The sequence below is a fragment of the Variovorax saccharolyticus genome (assembly GCF_030316765.1).
In the GTDB taxonomy this organism is placed as follows: Bacteria; Pseudomonadota; Gammaproteobacteria; order Burkholderiales; family Burkholderiaceae_C; genus Variovorax; species Variovorax saccharolyticus.
The window spans coordinates 382236-400859 of sequence record NZ_JASZYT010000002.1; the positions used below are offsets into that span (position 1 = coordinate 382236).

The 18624-nt window shown below is 69.9% G+C and carries 16 protein-coding genes; 3 read left to right on the forward strand and 13 right to left on the reverse strand.

The features are described 5' to 3' along the window. Positions 1-115: 115 nt before the first annotated feature. From QTI45_RS07935 to QTI45_RS07950, 4 genes are all read right to left on the reverse strand, one after another. Positions 116-1753, reverse strand: coding sequence for a Vgb family protein (locus QTI45_RS07935; protein WP_286653966.1), 1638 nt, complete (start codon positions 1751-1753; stop codon positions 116-118). An 83-nt stretch (positions 1754-1836) separates the two neighbouring features. Then, on the reverse strand, positions 1837-2679 hold the full coding sequence (locus QTI45_RS07940; RefSeq protein WP_286653967.1) for an ABC transporter permease: 843 nt from the start codon (positions 2677-2679) through the stop codon (positions 1837-1839). Next, positions 2680-3606 (reverse strand): ATP-binding cassette domain-containing protein, encoded by a 927-nt coding sequence (locus QTI45_RS07945; RefSeq protein ID WP_286372782.1) that lies wholly within the window; start codon positions 3604-3606, stop codon positions 2680-2682. It lies immediately after the preceding gene. A 35-nt stretch (positions 3607-3641) separates the two neighbouring features. Then, positions 3642-4532 carry a LysR family transcriptional regulator gene (locus tag QTI45_RS07950; RefSeq protein WP_286653968.1) on the reverse strand — a complete coding sequence of 297 codons (891 nt, stop codon included), beginning with the start codon at positions 4530-4532 and terminating at the stop codon, positions 3642-3644. 108 nt (positions 4533-4640) lie between these two features. Between QTI45_RS07950 and QTI45_RS07955 the strand changes: the two genes are divergently transcribed. Further along, positions 4641-5285 (forward strand): glutathione S-transferase family protein, encoded by a 645-nt coding sequence (locus QTI45_RS07955; RefSeq protein ID WP_286653969.1) that lies wholly within the window; start codon positions 4641-4643, stop codon positions 5283-5285. Beyond that, a complete protein-coding gene (locus tag QTI45_RS07960) occupies positions 5282-6307 on the forward strand; it encodes a pyridoxamine 5'-phosphate oxidase family protein (RefSeq protein ID WP_286653970.1) in 1026 nt (341 codons plus the stop codon). The genes QTI45_RS07955 and QTI45_RS07960 overlap by 4 nt, the downstream gene beginning before the upstream one ends. Here the strand turns inward: QTI45_RS07960 and QTI45_RS07965 are convergent. Further along, on the reverse strand, positions 6265-7416 hold the full coding sequence (locus QTI45_RS07965; RefSeq protein WP_286653971.1) for a cytochrome P450: 1152 nt from the start codon (positions 7414-7416) through the stop codon (positions 6265-6267). The two genes, QTI45_RS07960 and QTI45_RS07965, sit on opposite strands and share 43 nt — an antisense overlap. Before the next feature lie 51 nt (positions 7417-7467). Between QTI45_RS07965 and QTI45_RS07970 the strand changes: the two genes are divergently transcribed. Then, positions 7468-8160, forward strand: coding sequence for an ArsR/SmtB family transcription factor (locus QTI45_RS07970; protein ID WP_286653972.1), 693 nt, complete (start codon positions 7468-7470; stop codon positions 8158-8160). A 7-nt stretch (positions 8161-8167) separates the two neighbouring features. Here QTI45_RS07970 and QTI45_RS07975 read toward each other — a convergent pair whose 3' ends face one another. The 8 genes from QTI45_RS07975 to QTI45_RS08010 form a co-directional block, all read right to left on the reverse strand. After that, complete coding sequence (locus tag QTI45_RS07975) at positions 8168-9685, reverse strand: AMP nucleosidase (RefSeq protein ID WP_286372788.1); 1518 nt, start codon at positions 9683-9685, stop codon at positions 8168-8170. Positions 9686-9699: 14 nt separating this feature from the next. Further along, positions 9700-11055, reverse strand: coding sequence for a glutathione-disulfide reductase (gene gorA, locus QTI45_RS07980; RefSeq protein ID WP_286653973.1), 1356 nt, complete (start codon positions 11053-11055; stop codon positions 9700-9702). 55 nt (positions 11056-11110) lie between these two features. Then, positions 11111-13099 carry a DUF6600 domain-containing protein gene (locus QTI45_RS07985; RefSeq protein ID WP_286653974.1) on the reverse strand — a complete coding sequence of 663 codons (1989 nt, stop codon included), beginning with the start codon at positions 13097-13099 and terminating at the stop codon, positions 11111-11113. A 140-nt stretch (positions 13100-13239) separates the two neighbouring features. Further along, positions 13240-14367: an extracellular catalytic domain type 1 short-chain-length polyhydroxyalkanoate depolymerase gene (locus QTI45_RS07990; RefSeq protein ID WP_286653975.1), complete on the reverse strand. Its 1128-nt coding sequence runs from the start codon at positions 14365-14367 to the stop codon at positions 13240-13242. Between the two features lie 34 nt (positions 14368-14401). Continuing rightward, a complete protein-coding gene (locus tag QTI45_RS07995) occupies positions 14402-14827 on the reverse strand; it encodes a ribbon-helix-helix domain-containing protein (RefSeq protein ID WP_286653976.1) in 426 nt (141 codons plus the stop codon). A 59-nt stretch (positions 14828-14886) separates the two neighbouring features. Continuing rightward, positions 14887-16737 (reverse strand): TRAP transporter large permease, encoded by a 1851-nt coding sequence (locus QTI45_RS08000; RefSeq protein WP_286653977.1) that lies wholly within the window; start codon positions 16735-16737, stop codon positions 14887-14889. Then, positions 16734-17390 (reverse strand): TRAP transporter small permease subunit, encoded by a 657-nt coding sequence (locus QTI45_RS08005; RefSeq protein WP_286372794.1) that lies wholly within the window; start codon positions 17388-17390, stop codon positions 16734-16736. The genes QTI45_RS08000 and QTI45_RS08005 overlap by 4 nt, the downstream gene beginning before the upstream one ends. Before the next feature lie 91 nt (positions 17391-17481). After that, positions 17482-18597, reverse strand: a complete 1116-nt coding sequence (locus QTI45_RS08010; RefSeq protein ID WP_286372795.1) for a TRAP transporter substrate-binding protein — start codon at positions 18595-18597, stop codon at positions 17482-17484. Positions 18598-18624 lie beyond the last annotated feature (27 nt).

Genomic DNA, 18624 nt, shown 5'->3' on the forward strand with positions numbered 1-18624 from the left:
CTGGGATAGCCCGGCTACTCTAGGCCGGCCCGGCAGGCGGCGCTTGCGGGAAGTGGCTACCTGCCGCCGGCCAGGGCCGCCGCGCCGGATAGCGGTCTACTGCGCCGCCTGAGGCTCAGCGCTGCGGCCGGATCCGATAGAGCGCGTTGTTGCGGTCCGCCGTCATGTAGATCGTGCCGTCGCTGCCGACCGCCACGCCGGTCTGCACGTAGGGCGGCGGCAGGCCGGGTCCGGGCTCCAGGCCGATCGGCAGGTTCTCGGCCACCGTGCGCCGGCTGCCGCTCGCGGGGTCGATCTCGACCAGCCGCCGGGCCGCGGTCTCCGCCACGATGAAGCTGCCCCACGGCGTCTGCGCCACGCCCTCGGGCATCGCCAGCCCTTCGGCCACGGCGCGCAGCGGCGCGCTGGCATCGAGCGGGATGCGCGTGAGCTTGCCCGCGGCCTCGGTGACGTAGAGCGCGCCGTCCTTGCCCACGATCATCTGCACCGGACCGGCCAGCCCGCTGGCCAGCAGCTGCCGGTCCTCGAACTTCGGGCCGCTCGCGCGCGTCACGCTGCCGGTCGCGATCTCGGCCACGATCACGCTGCCGTCGGCCATCGGGATGGCATCGACCGGAGCCTTGAGCCCGTGGATCACGCCCGTGGTCTTGAGCGTCTTGCGGTCCACCAGCTGCACGGTGCCGGTGAACCAGGAGGCCAGCGCGAAGTGAGTCGCCGACAGTCCGACCGCGAAGGGGTACTCGAGCTCCGGGTCGCGCTGCATGCGGAAGATGTCGCGCACCGCGCCGCTGCTCGCATCGACCTGCCGGAAGCCGAAGATGTCGGCCACGAAGAGGTCGTTGCCGTCGATCTTGAGGCCGGCCGGCACCGCCAGCTTGCCGCTGGTGAGGAGCCGCAGCTCGCCGGTGGCCGGGTTGAAGGCCTCGATCGAGTTGTCGGCCATGTTCGACACGTAGATCGTGCCTTCGGGTGCGATCGCCAGGTTGTCGAGCGAAGGCTTGAGTCGCTTCGCCACGGTCTTGCGGCCGCTGGCCAGCTCGACCCTCACCAGTTCGCCGCTGCGCGCATCGACCACCCACAGGTTGCCCTTGCCATCGAGGTTGGCGGCAGCGGGGATCTGGAAGCCGTCGGCGATCACGGTCATGGCGCCGTCGGACGGAGCTATCTTCACCACCTGGCCCTTGAACCACAGCGGGCCGTAGAGCATGCCGTCGGGCCCGACCTCGAAGCCGTTGAAGCCGCCCATGTCCTTCTTGATCAGGCGCGGCGGCTTCTGGCCGGCGGGGTCGATCTCCCACAGGGCGTCGCCGAGGAACACCTGCGATGCATAGAGCTTGCCGTTGCGGCGGTCGAAATCGAGCGAGTTCAGGCCGGGCAGGTCCTTGGCGACCACCCGCATCGGCGCCGCGTCGCTGTCGCGCATGCGCAGGGCGCCCATCAGGTAGTTGGTCCAGGCGAGTTCGCCCTTGGGACCCACCGCGATATCGTCGGCCTGGCCCTCGGGACCCTTGACCAGCACGCGTGCCGCGCCGCTCTGGCGGTCGACCTCCCACAGTGTGTTGCCGACCACCGAACCGGCCAGCAGCCGGCCCTGGCGGTCGATCGCGAGGCCGTGCACGCCGGCGAACGAAGAGGGTGCGACGATCGCTTCGGGCGCGGCCCAGGCGGCGGGACGGGTCGGTGGAGCGGTGGTGGTGCAGGCGCCGAATGCGAGTGTGGCCGCCAGCAGGGCGCCGCTCAGGATGCGGTTCATGTCTTGTCTCCTCGTTGTGGACTGGACCCTAACAGCGCAGGGCGGCTTTGCAGTCGCGAACGAGACATCTGTCCCGCAAGGAATCAGGCTCTGAAGCGCCTTCGGGTCAATCCCAGGGCGACCCAGTAGGCCGCCACCGTGTAGATCACCAGCACCAGCGCGTGCAGCCACCAATCGGCCGGCCACTGATCCATGAACAGCGGCCGCACCAGCGCCACCGCATTCGACAGCGGCAGCCAGGCTGCGACCGTGCGCACCACGCCCGGCAGCTGTTCGAGCGGGAAGAACACGCCCGACAGGAACATCATCGGCGTCATGAACAAGGTGAAGTAGTAGGTGAAGAAGTCGTAGCCCTTGGCCAGTGCATTGAAGATCAGCGCGATGCACGAGAAGGTGATGCCCACGCCGACCAGCACGAACCAGGCGACGACCAGCTTCGGGCTGTGGCTGATGCCCAGGGCCAGCATCACCAGCAGGATCGCGGTGGTGGTGAAGATCGCCTTGAAGCCGGCCCACAGCATCTCGGCCAGCACCACGTCGTCGAGGCCGACCGGGGCGTTCATGATGCCGTCCCAGGTCTTCTGCACGTGCATGCGCGAGAAGGCCGAATAGAGCGCCTCGAATGAGGCCGCGTTCATCGCGCTCATGCAGACCGAGCCGCTGGCGAGGAACAGGATGTAGGGCACGGCGGTGCCGTCGACCTTGACCTCGCCCACCAGCGCGCCCATGCCGTAGCCGAAGGCCACCAGCCAGATCAGCGGCTCGGCGATGTTGCCGATCAGGCTCGGGATCGCGAGCTTGCGCCACACCAGAAGGTTGCGCAGGAACACCGGCCACCAGCGCATCGAGAGTTCGGGCGGGCGCCAGACCGAAGGGGAGTCGAGGATCGCCGCGGACATCGGCGCGAGGCTGGGGGGCGTGCTCATTCAGCCGTCCTCTCTGATCTGGCGGCCGGTCAGCTTGAGGAACAGGTCCTCGAGATTGGCCGGCCGATGGAAGGTGCGCAGGCCGCTGCGGTCGCCCAGCGCCGCCATCAGGCCGCGCGCGTCCTGGGTGTAGAAGAACACGGTCTCGCCGCTGACCTCGACGCGCGCCGCATAGTCCTTGAGAGGCGACTGCGCGAGTTCGAGGGCGCCGTCCCCGTAGAGCTCGACCACGTCGGGTTCGAGGTGCTGGGCGATCAGGTCGCGCGGCCGGCCTTCGGCGATCTTGCGGCCATGGTCCAGCACCAGCAGCCGCGAGCAGAGGCGCTCCGCCTCGTCCATGAAGTGGGTCGTGAGCAGGATCGACTTGCCCTGCGCCAGCAGCACCTGCAGGCGTTCCCACATCAGGTGCCGCGCTTGCGGGTCCAGCCCGGTGGTGGGCTCGTCGAGCATCAGCAGCTTGGGGTCGTTGACCAGCGCGCGCGCCAGCGAGAGCCGCCGCCGCATGCCGCCCGAGAGCTCCCCGGGCTTGGCATCGGCCTTGTGGGAGAGGGCTGCGAACTCGAGCAACTGCGGGATGCGCGGCGCGATCTCTCGTCGGCGCATGCCGAAGTAGCGCGCGTAGACCATCAGGTTCTCGGCGCAGCTGAAGTCGGGGTCGAGGGTGTCGAACTGGCTCACCACGCCGAGCTGGGACTTGATCGCGCGGGCGTCGCGCGGCATCGCGAGGCCGCCGAGCGCCTCGATCGTTCCGGCGTCGGGCACCGTGAGTCCGAGGCACATGCGGATCGTGGTGGTCTTGCCGGCGCCGTTGGGGCCGATGACGCCGAGGCACTCGCCGGGCGCGATCTCGAAGGACAGGTCGTCGACCACCGTGGTGTCGCCGTAGCTTTTTCGCAGGTGGCTGGCGTGGAAGAGGGGGTTCGGCACCGGCGCATTGTGGCGCAAGCGCGGCGCGGCCCTGGTCAGAGCCGCAGGCCGCTGAACTCCTGCTTCATCCAGTCGATGAAGGCGCGCGTGCGCGCCGGCAGCAGCCGCGCATGCGGGTAGATCACGCTCACGGGCCGCGGTGGCGGCTCGAAATCCTCGAGCACGATCTCCAGGCGCTGCTGCGCCACCATCGGCAGCACCTGGTAGGAGAAGAAGTTGCCGAAGCCCAGGCCCGCCGCGCAGGCCTCGACCGCGGGCGCGATGTGGTTGAACTCCAGGTTGCCCTGCGTCGGGACCGCGATCGCGCGACCTTCGTCGCGGAACCGCCAGGGACCGATGGTGGTGGGATAGATGCGCACGCAGTTCGCCGCCAGCAACTCGCGCGGGTGCCGGGGCCTGCCATGCCGGCGCAGATAGTCGGGGCTCGCGACCACCACGCGGCGGACGCTGCCGAGCTGCTGCGCCACCAGCGAGGAGTCGTCGAGTGCGCTGATCCGGATGCCGACGTCGATGCCTTCTTCCAGCAGGTTCACCGACCGGTCGTGCAGCAGCACGGTGCAACGCATCTTGTCGTAGCGCTGCAGGAAGCGGACGATCGCGGGCGACACGTACATGTGGCCGAAAAGCACCGGCGCGGTGACGGTGAGTTGTCCGGTTGGCTCGGCCGCGTCGAGGCTGAGCGCGCGGTCCGCCGCATCCGCCGCGGCCAGCACCTCGCGGGCGCTCTGCAGGTAGGAGCGGCCTTCGGAGGTGAGCGAGATGCGGCGCGTGGTGCGGTGGAACAGCCGCACGCCCAGATGCGCTTCGAGCGCGGCGAGCGAGCGCACCACCGCAGGCAGGGAACTGCCTTGCACGTCGGCGGCCTTGGTCAGGCTGCCCTGCTCGGCGATCTGCACGAAGGTCTGCATGGCTTTGAGGCGGTCCATCGCGCAATTAGACCGGAAAACGCAGCAGTCATATGCAGACGACGCCATTACTCCTTGATCGGCAACAAACAACAATCGATGCATTCATCAGCAACCAGGAGAAAGCCCATGTCAGCACCCCGTCCCGCCGCGCCGATCCAGGTCTACAGCTCGGCGATCTCCGGCCACTCGCACCGCGTTCGATTGTTCTTGTCGCTGCTCGGCCTGCCCTTCGAGACCCGCGAGGTCGACCTGCGTGCCGGCGAACAGAAGCGCCCCGACTTCCTGCGCCGCAACGCCTTCGGCCAGGTCCCGGTGATCGAGGATGGCGATGTCACGGTCTGCGATTCCAACGCCATCCTGGTGTACCTCAACGAGCGCTACGCCGTCGATCCCGCGCGCTGGCTTCCGCGCGAGGGCCTGGCCGCGGCCCAGGTCCAGCGCTGGCTGTCGGTGGCGGCCGGGCAACTGGCGGCCGGCCCTTCGGTGGCACGCGTGATCGTGCTCTTCGGGCTCGCCCGGGATCCGGCCGATGCCATCGCACGCTCGCACGATCTGCTGCGCGTGATGGAAGGCGAGCTGGCGACACGCCCTTTCCTGGCCGGGACGTCGGCGACCCTGGCCGATATCTCCAACTACAGCTACGTGGCGCACGCGCCGGAAGGCAACGTGTCGCTCGACCCCTATCCCGAGGTGCGCGCATGGCTGGCGCGCATCGAGGCGCTGCCGGGCTTCGTGCCGATGGTGGCTTCGCGCATCGGGCTGCGGGCATGAGCGCCGCATCTGTGGCGTCGGCGTGGCACGAGGGCGAGCGCGCGATGCAGGCGCGCGCCGGCGTACGCGAGCGGATGGAACTGATCGGGACGCGCGTCGTTCGCGATCACATGCCGGACCAGCATCGGGATTTCTTCGCCCAGTTGCCCTTCCTGATCGTGGGCAGCGTCGACCAGGCCTCGCAGCCCTGGGCTAGCGTGCTGGCCGCGCCGCCGGGGTTCGCGCATTCGCCCGATCCGCGGCGCCTTCGCGTCGACGTGCTGCCGGCGGACGGCGATCCGCTCGCGCAGGCGCTGCTGCCGGGCGCATCGATCGGCCTGCTCGGCATCGAGCCGCACACGCGGCGGCGCAACCGCATGAACGGCGTGGTGGAGGGCGTCGACGGCGGCGGCTTCGCGGTTGGCGTGCGGCAGAGCTTCGGCAATTGCCCGAAGTACATCCAGGCGCGCGAACCGGTGTTCGTGAAGGGCGAACGACCCGCCGCGACGCCGCGGCGGGTCGAGCAGATCGACGCCGCGGCGCGGCGCGTGATCGAGGCGGCCGACACCTTCTTCATCGCCACCTCGCATCCCGCGGCAGGGTCCGCCGGCGTGGCGCAAGGGGTCGATGTCTCGCACCGCGGCGGTCGCCCGGGCTTCGTGCGGGTGGCCGACGACGGCAGCTTGACCGTGCCCGACTTCGCCGGCAACAGCTTCTTCAACACGCTCGGCAACATCGTCGTGAACCCGCGCGCCGGACTGCTGTTCGTCGACTTCGACAGCGGCGACCTGCTGCAAGTCGCGGTCACGGCGGAAGTGATCTGGGACGGTCCGGAGCTGGCCGCCTTCGAGGGCGCCGAGCGCTTGCTGCGCATGCGCGTGGTCTCGGTGCTGCACCGGCCCGCCGCGCTGCCGCTGCGCTGGGTCGGCGCGGAACTCTCGCCCTACCTCGATGCGACCGGGCAATGGCCGGTGCCCGCCTCGGAGCGTGCTTCGGTGTTTCAGTGGAAGACCGGGATGCGCACGTTGACCGACGGGCGGTAGTGCCAGCCGCGCTGCAGCAGCGCTTCGGTGTCGAGCCCGCTCGCCAGCAGCGCCTGCAGCCCGGCCGCCGCGAGGCTCAGGGCCAGTGCCTGGCCGGGGCAGCCGTGGCTGCCGTGTCCGAAGCCCAGGCAGCGGCGCTCGGCGCGCATCAGCTCGAAGGTGGCCGGCGCCGGATTCAGGGCCGGATCGCGGTTCGCGGCCGCCAGCACCAGCAGCAGCGCGTCGCCCGGCGCCAGCGCCTGGCCGGCGACGCGGGTCGCTTCGACCACGAAGCGGCGCGTGTTGTGCACCGCCGGATCGTGGCGCGCGACCTCGGCCACCAGGGCCGGCAGCAGCTCCATGCGGTCGCCGATCCTGCGGCGCAGGCCCGGCTCGCGCGCCAGTGCCGCGAGACTGTTGCCCAGCAGGCCGGCCGTGGCCTCGCAAGTCTGTGACAGCAGGCCGACCAGGTTCGCACGCAGCGCGCGCGACAGCGGCGCCGACGCCTCGGCTTGCACGGCCGCGACCAGGCTGCCACCCGGCGCCGGCCGGGCGTCCACCAGCGCTTCGAAGCGGTCCATGAGTTCGGCTGCAGCCAGGCTCGCGGACGCCAGCTGGGCAGCATCCGACAGCGGCGACAGGCAGGCGACGAAATCGCGCGTCCATCGCACGACCTGCGGCAGATCCCGCTCGGCGAAGCCGAGCAGCCGAGCCACCGCACCGACCGGCAGCGAGAAGACGGTGTCGCACAGGCTCATGCCCCTCGTGCCTTCGGCGGCGTGCCGCATCGCGGCCTGCGCCGCACCCCCATAGAGGCTGGCCAGCGCGCGCTGCAGGACCGGCTTGTGGGCATCGTGCGGCGCACCGTCGTTCATGCGCACCAGCTGGCCGAACAGCTCGCCGGCCGGTGTTCCTGCGACCGCGCGCGGCACCGCTTCGGCGGCCGGCCGCACGCGAAGCGCAGCGTTGGCGAAGAGCTCGCGCACCACATCGGCACGGCTCGCGATCCACAGGCGCAGTGCGGGATCGAAGACCAGCGCAGGCCCGCGGCGCAGGCCGGCGTACCAGGAATAGGGTTGGGCATGGGTGACGGCGGCAATGGCGTCGGCGGGCGGGGCAATGGAATTCATGCCGCGAAGTCTGAGCTTCTCGTGCCGGCATGCTTCGTCTACGATCGAAATATGGAAACCACTTCGGCCGACTCCCATCTCGCGCGACTGGCCGGCGCGATCGCCGAACCGGCGCGTGCGCGCATGCTGTGCTGCCTAATGGACGGCCACGCCCGCACCGCGACCGAACTCGCCGCCGTGGCGGAGGTCGCCGCCTCCACCGCCAGCGCGCATCTGGCCCGGCTCAGGGAGCAGCGGCTGGTCGAGCTGCTGCCCCAGGGCAAGCACCGCTACTTCCGGCTCGCGGGCTCCGAGGTGGCCGCAGCGCTCGAGGGCCTGCTGGTGGTGGCGGGCGCGCCGCGCGGCGAGTTCCGCCCCAGCACGCCACCCCGCCTTCGCGCCGCGCGCACCTGCTACGACCACATGGCGGGCGGGGCCGGCGTGGCGCTGCACGACAGTCTCTTCGGCCAGGGCTGGCTGCGGGCCGGCGCGCCGGGCAACGACTACGAGCTCACGCCCGCAGGTGCGCTGGCGCTCGAGAGCCTGGGCCTCGATGTGGCGCAGGCGCGCGACGCCCGGCGCCGCTTCGCCTGCGCGTGTCTGGACTGGAGCGAGCGGCGCCCCCACCTCGGCGGCGCGCTGGGAGCGGCCTGCCTGCAGCTGTCGCTGCGCCGCGGATGGGTGCGTCAGGCCCTCGACGGCCGCGAACTGTCGATCACGCCCAAGGCCGAGCGCGAGATGCCCGAGCTGTTCGGGCTGGCCTGAACCCGGGCTACTGGAACGCCACTTCGGCGAAGCTGCGCAGCTTGCGGCTGTGCAGCCGGCTGGAGCCTTCCTGGCGCAGGATGTCGATCGCCGCCATGCCGATGCGCAGGTGCTGCTCGACGCGCTCGCGGTAGAACTGGTTGGCCATGCCGGGCAGCTTGATCTCGCCGTGCAGCGGCTTGTCGCTCACGCACAGCAAGGTGCCGTAGGGGACGCGGAAGCGGAAGCCGTTGGCCGCGATGGTGGCGCTCTCCATGTCGAGCGCGACGGCGCGGCTCTGGCTGAAGCGGCGCTGCGGCTGGTTGCCCGGCAGCAGCTCCCAGTTGCGGTTGTCGGTGCTGGCCACGGTGCCGGTGCGCATGATCTTCTTGAGCTCGGTGCCCTGGGTGCCGGTGACTTCGGCCACCGCCTTTTCGAGCGCCAGCTGGATCTCGGACAGCGCCGGGATCGGCACCCACAGCGGTAGCTCTTCGTCCAGCACGTGGTCCTCGCGCACATAGGCGTGCGCCAGCACGTAGTCGCCGAGCTGCTGGCCCTGGCGCAGGCCGGCGCAGTGGCCGAGCATGACCCAGGCGTGCGGTCGCAGCACCGCCACGTGGTCGGTGATGGTCTTGGCATTGGCCGGGCCGACGCCGATGTTGACCATGCTGATGCCGGTGCAGTCCTCGCGCACCAGGTGGTAGCCGGGCATCTGCGGCAGGCGCGGCGGCGGCGTGCCCTGGCTGCCGTCGAGCAGCCCGCCGTACATCGAGCTCGAGCCCGCCGCCAGCCCGCGCCGCCGCGTGACCACGTTGCCCGGCTCGATGAAGGCGATGTACTCGCTGTTCTCGTCGGTCATGGCCTCGTGGCCGAGCCGCACGAACTCGTCGATGTAGAACTGGTAGTTGGTGAACAGCACGAAGTTCTGGAACCACTCGGGCGCCGTGCCGCTGTAGTGGCGCAGCCGGTGCAGTGAGTAGTCGACCCGCGCCGCGGTGAACAGCGACAGCGGCTGTGCCTCGCCGGGCTTGGCCTCGTAGGTGCCGTTGGCGATGCCGTCGTCCATCGCGCCGAGGTCGGGCAGGTCGAAGACGTCGCGCATCAGCGACCGGCGCTCGGCGGTCATCGTTCCCTCGATGTGGTCGTTCTCGGCGAAGGAGAAATGGATCGGGATCGGCTGCGTGCTGGTGCCGACCTCGAGTTCGACCTGGTGGTTCTCGAGCAGGAGCCGGAACTGGTCGCGGTAGTAGCGTGAGAACAGGTCGGGCCGGGTCAGCGTGGTCTCGAAGCGGCCGGGCCCGGAGACGAAGCCGTAGCTGAGCCCGGCGTTGGCCGCCGGCGTCCGGCGCGACACCGTGTGCGTGTGCACCCGCACGAAGGGGTAGCAGGCGCGCACCCGGCCCGGCAGGCTTTCGCCGGCGACGAAACGCAGCATCGCCTCGCGCAGATGCTGCAGGCCGCCGTCGTAGATCAGGCGGACTTGCTCGAGGGCGGCGTCGGGATCGGTGAAGCGGGCGGGCGCAATGAAGGCGGGCATGTACGGCATGAAGCCATTGTGGCTCAGCCCGGCATCGGTTCGCGCATCGTCACGAACTCCTCGGCCACCGTCGGATGGATGCCGATGGTGCTGTCGAACATCGCCTTGGTGGCGCCGGCGCGCATCGCGACCGCGAAGCCCTGCACGATCTCGCCGGCGTCGGGGCCGACCATGTGCAGGCCGACCACGCGGTCGCTGGCCTTGTCGACGATCAGCTTCATGAAGGTGCGCTCGGGGCTGCCCGACAGCGTGTGGCGCAGCGCGCGGAACTCGCTCGAGAAGAGCGTGATCTCGCCGAACTTCATGCGCGCGGCGGCTTCGGTGTAGCCGCAGGTGCCGATGTTCGGATGGGTGAAGACGGCGGTGGGCGTGTAGTCGTAGTCGAGGCGTCGCTTGCCCTTGCCGAACAGCGCGTCGACCACGGCCATCGCCTCGGCCAGCGCCACCGGCGTGAGCTGCTGGCGGGTCGAGACGTCGCCGACCGCGTAGACCGACGGCACCGAGCTTCGGTAGTGGGCATCGATCACCACGCGGCCCTGCTCGTCGAGCGCGATGCCGGCCGCCTCGAGGCCCATGCCCTGGGTGTTCGGCACCCGGCCGGTCGCGAACAGGATGGCGTCGGCCTCCACCCGCTGGCCGCGCGACAGGATGGCGCAGAGGCCGCTGTCGAGACGGCGGATCGAGGCGATCTCGGTGTTGAAGCGGATGTCGACGCCGGCGCGGCGCATCTCCTTGGCCAGGAACTCGCGGATGTCCTCGTCGAACTCGCTCAGCAGGTGCGCATTGCGCTGCAGCTGGATGACCTCGGCGCCGAGGCCGTTGAAGATCGAGGCGAACTCGCAGGCGATGTAGCCACCGCCCACCACCAGCAGCCGCTTCGGAAAGGGGTTGAGATCGAACATGGCGTCGGACACGAGGACGTGCTCGCGTCCCGGCAGCTCGGGCACATAGGGCATGCCGCCGGTCGCCAGCAGCACGTGCTGCGCGGTGTAGCGGCGGTCGCCGACCTGCACCGTGTGGCCGTCCACCAGCTGCGCCCAGCCGTGGATCAGGGTGGCGCCCGCGCCCTCGAGCAGGCTGCGGTAGATCTCGTTGAGCCGCGCGATCTCGCGCGCGCGGTTGGCCTTCAGGCGGTTCCAGTCGAAGCGCCGCTCGCCGAGGTCCCAGCCGTAGCCGGCCGCCTCTTCGAAGGCTTCGGCATAGCCGGCAGCGTAGCTGTAGAGCTTCTTGGGGATGCAGCCGACATTGACGCAGGTGCCGCCCAGTTCGGCGCATTCGGCCAGCGCCACCCGGGCGCCGCGCTGGGCCGCCATGCGTGCGGCGCGCACGCCGCCGCTGCCGCCGCCGATGACGAAAAAGTCGAAGTCGTAGGTGCGCATGGGAACTCCTTCGCGCCGACTGTAGCCGGCGCGAGGAGTCGCCGCTGCGCGCGGCCTACGGACGGTCCGGCTGTTGCTGCTGGCCGGGCGCCGGAATGCCGCTTCGTTGCGGCATCCGCTGCTGCTGCGGGGCCTGCGCGGCGCGCTGCTGAATCTCCTGCGCTTGGCGGATCGCGTGGGCCTGGGCCTGCTGGGCCTGCAGCATCTGCTGTTGCGCCTGCACTTGCTGCTGGGCGCGCTGGGCCTGCAACTGCTGCATCGCCTGAAGTTGCTGGGCCTGAGCCTGGGCCGCGCGTTGCTGCGCCTCCTGCTGCTGGCGCATCGCCTGCTGCTGCATCTGCTGGTGTGCCTGTGCCTGTGCCTGTGCCTGTGCCTGTGCCTGTGCAGCGCGTTGCTGGGCTTCGATCTGTTGTCGCTGGATCTGCTGGGCTTGCTGCATCTGCTGCATCTGCTGCATCTGCTGCGCCTGCTGCAGTTGCTGGGCCTGCTGCATCTGTTGGGCCTGTTGCAGCCGCTGCGCCTGCTGCATCTGCTGGGCTTGCTGCGCCTGCTGGAGCATTTGCATCTGTTGCGCCTGTATCGCCTGCGCTTGCGCCGCCTGTGCCTGCACCGCACGCTGCTGGATCTGCTGCTGCTGGATCTGCCGCGCCTGCTGTACCTGCTGCACCTGCTCGAACTGTCTCGCCTGCATCGCCGCCTGCGGCGGGGGTGGCATGCCCGGGCGTCCGAAGCCGCCGCGGCCGTGATCGCCCAGCGGGATCGGCGCGCCCATGCCGACCGGCACGCCGCTCAGCTGGTTGGCCGGCAGCCGCACCACGTCGCGCCGGCCGGCAGGGCCGCGGCCGAACTGGTCGCTGGGCACCACCGTGACGGCGCCGGGCACCTGCTGGTGCGCGAAGCCGCCCTGGCGCGCCGCGATCTGCCGCTGGAAGGCGGCGCGGTTGGCCTCGTCGACGTAGCGCTGGCTGGCACGGTAGCCGGGCCGCCACGCTTCGCCGGGCGCGAGCGGGAACCAGCCGACGCCGTGGCGCCCGCCGCCGATCGCGAGGTTGGCGCTGGCACCCGCCGCACCGCCCACGAAGCCGACCAGCGCGGGCGAATACACCGGGCGCACGTGGCGCTGGCCAGGCACCCAGCCCCAGCGCGGCCCGATGCGCGCCCAGCGCCCGTAGTGCGCGGGCGCGAAACCCCACGGCGCGGCGTCGACCCAGGTCCAGCCCCAGGGCGCCACGTCGACCCACTGGCCATCGCGGTAGGGCGCCCATTCGGCGTCGACACCGCGCGGATACCAGACGTTGCCGTAGGTCGGATCGCTCTGCCAGTCGCCATAGGCATCGAGCTGCTGGTAGCCCACCACTTCGCGCGACACATAGCGCGCCGAGATCGACTGCTCCTCGCTCCGGTCCCGCTCGGCGACCCATCGATCGAAGCCGTTGTCGTCGCCGGTCGGCGCGCCGCTGGCGGCCGCGAGATTGCGGCCCGCAGCGACGAGTTGCTGGTGGGCGCCCAGGGCGACCGATTCGCCGCCCTCGCCGAACAGCGTCAACCGGCCCGAGGCCACCGCGACCCGCGTGATGCCGGCGGCGGGGTCGCTCTCGATCCGGTAGTCGCCGGGGCCGTCGACCACCGCCGCGAGGTTCGGGGTGCCGATCTCGAGCCGCCGGCCGCCGAGTTCCTCGCGCACCCGCAGCTGCAGCCGGCCCTGCGATGCCGTGATGCGGGCCGTGTCGTCGTCGAGCTCGGAGACGGTGATGCCGGTCTGCTCGTCGAGGCGCAGCGTGTCGGCGCCCAGGTGCAGTTCGGCCCGCGCGTCGCGGTCGGTCCAGAGCCGGTCGCCGGTGGTGATCGGGCGATTGGCATTGGCCTCGAACCAGTCGTTGCCGCCGGCCGGCGAGAAGCTGACCGCGCCTTGCTGGATGTCGATGCGGCCGACGCGGCCCGGAGGGTCCTGCTGGGCGGCCGCGGCCCCGGCGGCCAGCAGCAGCGCCAGGGCGATCAGCCAGCCGGCCGCGCGGCCGGAAAGGAAGGAGTTGCGGTGTGTCATGGAAGGGCTCTTTCGTCTCTTCGCATACAACGCGCAAGGACGGGCCGACGCTGGCGTCCGCTTTGCAAAGCAGCGCAATATTTCCGCCACGCGCGCAACCGCATGTAAGCCGGGCGGCGGTGCGTCCGGCCCGGCGCGCCTCAGGGCATGGCGGGCGCGGCCGCTTTCCGGTGGCTCAGGAAGAAGCGCAGCATCTCTGCGCTGGCGTCCGGGCCCGAGGGGTCGGTGTAGGTGCCGCTCGAACTGCCTCCCGACCAGGCATGGCCGGCACCGTGCAGCAGCCAGTGCTCCACCGCGGGACGGCCCTGGGCGTCCGCATGGACGCGCCGCGTGAAGTCGCGGCCCCGGGGCGACCGGCCTCCCGAGGCCTGCACCGGCGCCGTGGGGCCGTCCTGGCCCGCGAGCGCCGATGCGACCAGTGCCTCGCCGTTGCGGGCGTTCACGGTGCTGTCGGCATCGCCGTGGAAGACGATCGTGGGCACGGCCGGTCCGCTCCCTCTGCTCGCCGCGGGCCCGCTCTTCATGGCGGCCAGGGCCGTCATCAGATCGCTGGCGGCGCCGCTCGGCAAGCCGGAGTGCACGCCGACCGCGGCGAACAGGTCGGGGTAGCTGCGCCCGAGGATGTCGGCCATCGCGCCGCCGGCCGACAGGCCCGCGACATAGACGCGCTCGGGGTCGATGCCCTGCGAATCCATGACCGAGCGGGTCAGCGCGGCCAGCAGCGCCGGCTCCCCGCGCCCGCGCTGCTGGTGCTGCGTCGTGAACCAGTTCCAGCACTTCGACGAGTTGGCATGCTGGGTCTGGGCCGGGTAGAGCACCAGGAAGCCGTGTTCGCGCGCCAGCTGGTTCATCTGCGTGCCGGCGGCGAAGTCCTCCGGGTTCTGCGTGCAGCCGTGCAGCATCAGCACCAGCGGGCGAGGGCTGCCGGCGCCCTTCGCGGGCACGAAGAGCTTGTAGGCGAGCGGGCGGTGCTGGTGGGCGAAGAGGCCGTCGCTCCACTGCTCGACGCCGCCCTCGGACGCGGGAGCCGGCGTCGGCGTCGGAGCGGGAGCAGGAGCGGGCGCTGGCGCCGGCTCGACCACGCGGGCCTCGACATCGACGACCAGCGTGTCGTCGTTGGCCGCAGGCGCGGGGGCCGGACGGTCGGCCGCAGGAGGAGCCGCCCCGCCCGACAGGGCGCGCTGGATCGCACGGGTCGCCTCCTGGAGGCTGCCCCCCTGCGTGAGGAGGGTGGCCTTGCGCATCAAGCGTTCGAACAGCGGATTCATCGGGAAGCCTTGGAAGAAGAAGACATGGAGGCGCTCAACGCAGCCGGTCGGCCAGGGCGGCCTTGACGGCGGCGCTGGCGTGCAGGGCGCCGAGAACGGTGACCGAGGCGATGGTCTCGAGCGCCAGCTCGGGCGTCACATCGGCCGAGATGGTGGCCAGGCCGAGCACCCGGATCTCGAGCCTTTCGCCGGCGCGGCGCACGGCTTCGAGGTCGGCGGCACTGAACTGCTGCAGCCCTAGAACAAGCATCTTGCGGGCCACCACCTGCTTCAGCGCGTCGCCGTGGACCGAGAGCTGGTTGCGGATCGCGGTGCGGATGAAGTCGGTGCGGTTCGAATAGAAGCCTTCGGCCACCAGCAGGTCGATCTGGCCGAGGTCGACATAGCCGAGGTTGATGGTGATCTTCTCGGCGTCGGGAAGCTTGGTGCGCTGGACGACCGGTGTGGGGGCTGTTTGCATGTCGCCATCCTAACACCATCCGGTTGGATGGTGATGGGATGGTTTTTAGGGTCGAAGCTCTAGCCGCCGTACAGGTATTTGGGCAGCCACAGCGTCAGGCCGGGCCAGATGTACATGAACACCATGCACAGGATCACGATGAACATGTACGGCATCATCCCCGCGAAGATCTGGTTGAGGGTCACGTGCGATGGCGACACCCCTTTCAGATAGAAGGCCGACATCGCCACCGGCGGCGACAGGAAGGCCGCCTGCAGGTTCACGAACACCAGCACGCCGAAGAGCAGCGGATCGATCTGGAAGTGCGCCAGCAGCGGCAGGAAGATGGGGATGAAGATCACGATGATCTCGGTCCACTCGAGCGGCCAGCCGAGCACGAAGATGATGGCCTGCGACAGCAGCAGGAACTGCAGCGGCGTCAGGTTCATGCTCATCACCCACTCTTCGATGATCCGCTGGCCGCCGAGCAGCGCGAACACCGCCGAGAACAGTGCCGAGCCGACGAACAGCCAGCACACCATCGCGGTGGTCTTGGCGGTCAGGAACACCGCTTCCTTGATGCGCTGGAAGTTGAGCGTCTTCGCCTGCCAGGCCATCAGGAAGGCGCCCGCCGCGCCGACCGCGGCCGACTCGGTGGCGGTCGTGATGCCGAACAGGATCACGCCCAGCACCACCAGCGTCAGGATGCCCAGCGGCATGACGGAAGACACCAGCATGCGCAGGATCTCGAACTGCTCGGCGTCCATCTTCCAGTAGTACCAGGCGAGCATCGCGAGGGTGAAGGCGCAGGTCAGCCAGAAGCCGATGTAGAAGGACTCGGGCACCGCCTCGGCGTGAGGCGCGGCGACCGGCTCGCCGAGGGCCTGGAGGCCCTGTTCTTCCTTGGGCGCCGCGCTTTCGGCGCCGGGCGGCTCCTGCAGTCCCTCGGCACCGGGCGGCTCGGCCAGCGCCGTGCCCTCCTGGGGCGCCGGCTGCGACTGCGTCACCTCGGGCGGCGGCGGCGTGTTGTCCTTTTGCGAATAGATCGTCACGTACCACCAGATCGAGCCCAGCGTCACGGCGGCGAGCAGCACCGGCACCAGCGCGAGCGTCAGGTAGCGCACCAGCATCAGCCAGCTGACGCGCACGCCCGCCGCCGCCGCGCCGAAGGCCCGCGCCGGCGCCACCACCGCCGCGGCCAGGGCCGGCAGCAGCCGCTGCGAATAGCTGGCGGCAATGTGGGCCACCGGCGGCGAGATCGGCGCGCGCTGCGCCTCGGGCGGCAGCTTGGGCGCCACCTTCGGCTGGATCAGCGCCCACCCGATCACGTACAGCAGGTACAGGAAGGCCAGGAAGAAGCCCGGGAACATGGCCGCCGCATAGAGCTTGACCACCGACTGCCCGGCCACCGCGGCGTACACGATGATCATCACCGAGGGCGGGATCAGGATGCCCAGCGTGCCACCGGCCGTGATGACGCCGGCAGCCAGCCGCGTGTCGTAGCCGGCGTTGAGCATCGGCCGCATCGCGATCACGCCCATCAGCACCACCACCGCGCCGACCAGGCCGCTGGCGATGCCCCAGAAGGTGCAGATGATCAGCGTGGCGACCGCCAGCGACCCCGGCACGCGCCGGAACGCGAGCTGCACGCTGTGGAACATCTTGTCGACCAGCGCGCCGCGTTCCATCACGTAGCCCATCAGCACGAACAGCGGGATCGACAGCAGCGTCTCGTTGGTCATCGCGCCGAAGGTGCGCTGCACCATCAGGTCGAAGACGCGGTTGTCGAACCAGGGCACGGCCGGGTCGTAGAAGGCGGCGAAGCCGAACAGCATGCCCAGGCCCATCAGCGTGAACGCCGTCGGGAAGCCCAGCATGATCACGACGACGATGAGCCCGAGCATCGTCAGCCCCATGGCGGCCTGGCTCATGGGGTCTCCCTTCCGCGCTGGCGCGCCGCTTCGTCCAGGTCCTTGGCCCGTTCCATGACATCGCGCCGCGCTTCCTCGTCCACGAAGGTGCTGCTGGCGAGCTGCTGTTCGACCACGTCCATTTCCTCGGCGTCCTTCAGGCGCGGCGTCCATGCGCCGGTGCGGATGCACACCACGCAGCGCAGGATCTCCGCCAGACCCTGCAGCATCACGATGGCGCCGGCGAGCGGTATGACGAACTTGAAGGGGTACACCGGCAGCGGCGTGGCATTGAAGGTCTGCTCGTGCATGGCCAGCGAGTCCTGGTAGTAGCCCCAGCCGGCCCAGGTCAGGGCGCCGATGCCGGGGAGGAAGAAGGCGATGTAGAGCACCAGGTCCAGCGTGGCCTGAGTGCGCGGCTTCATGCTGCCGTAGAGGAAGTCGCCCCGCACGTGCCCGTCCTGCGAGAGCGTGTAGGCGCCGCACATCATGAAGAGCGTGCCGTACATCATGTTGTTGACGTCATAGATCCAGGCGGTCGGCGCATTGAGCGCGTAGCGCTTGAAGACTTCGGCGCACACCACCAGCATCAGCGCGACGATGAGCCAGGCGAAGGTCTTGCCGGTCCACGTGCTCAGGCGGTCGGCGGCGTGCAGTATCTGTTGGGTTGTCATCGGTGCCCCGGGATCGGACAGACAGGAAGACGCCTTCCGGCCGGGACCGGAAGGCGGGTGCCGCATCGGCTGCGGCTGGGCTGCATGGCGTTCAGGCCTTCTTCGCCTGGCCGGAGAAGTAGTGGTTGTAGGCCATCTTGAAGTCGATCATGTAGTCGTTCTGCCACTGGCCGGCGGGCTGCGCGAAGGCCTTCTGCGAGTCGAGCACCTTCTTGAACAGCGGGTTCTCGCCCGACTTCTTGGCGATGGTCTTGTCCCAGGCCGCGAGCTGGGCCCGCAGGATGGCGTCGGGCGTCTTGTAGAACTTGACGCCGGCTTTCTTCATCTCGACGTAGTCCTGCGTGTTGCGGGCCACGGCCTTCCAGCTCATGTCGGCGCTGGCCGCCTGCACGGCATAGTCGATGACGGAGCGCAGCTCCTGCGGCAGCGCGTTGTACTTGCCCTTGTTGAACAGGATCTCGAACTGCTCCCCGCTCTGGTGGAAGCTCTGCAGCATGCAGTTCTTCGCCACGTCGGGAAAGCCGAGCACGCGGTCGCTCGATGCGTTGTTGAACTCGGCCGCATCGATCAGGCCGCGATCCAGCGCCGGCACGATCTCGCCCCCGGGCAGCGGGTTCACCGCGGCGCCCAGCTCGGTGAAGATGTCGACCGCGAGGCCCACGGTGCGGTACTTCAGGCCCTTCAGGTCCTCGACCTTGGCGATCGGCTTCTTGAACCAGCCCAGCGGCTGCGTCGGCATCGGACCGTAGAGGTACGACACCACGTCCATGTTGATCGACTTGTAGATTTCCTCCAGCAGCGGCTTGCCGCCGCCGTAGTAGTGCCATGCGAGCACCATGTTCGGGTCCATGCCGAAGGCCGGGCCCGAGCCCCACAGCGCCAGCGCGGAATTCTTGCCGTAGTGGTAGGCCACCACGCCGTGGCCGCCGTCGAGCGTGCCCTTGTTCACGGCCTCGAGCAGCTGGAATGCGGGCACGACCGCGCCGGAGGGCAGCACCTCGATCTTCAGGCGGCCGCCGGCCATGTCGTTGACCTTCTTGGCGAAGTCGTTGGCGTACTCGTGGAAGATGTCCTTCGCCGGCCAGGTGCTCTGGAAGCGCAGCGAGGTGGTCTGCGCCATGCTGACCATCGGCGCGGACATCGCGCCGGCCGCAACGGCCGCTCCTTTCAGCAGACTGCGTCGACGGGTTGGTAGTTTGTCTGTCATTGCGTGTCTCCGTTGGTGGGTCTGGAC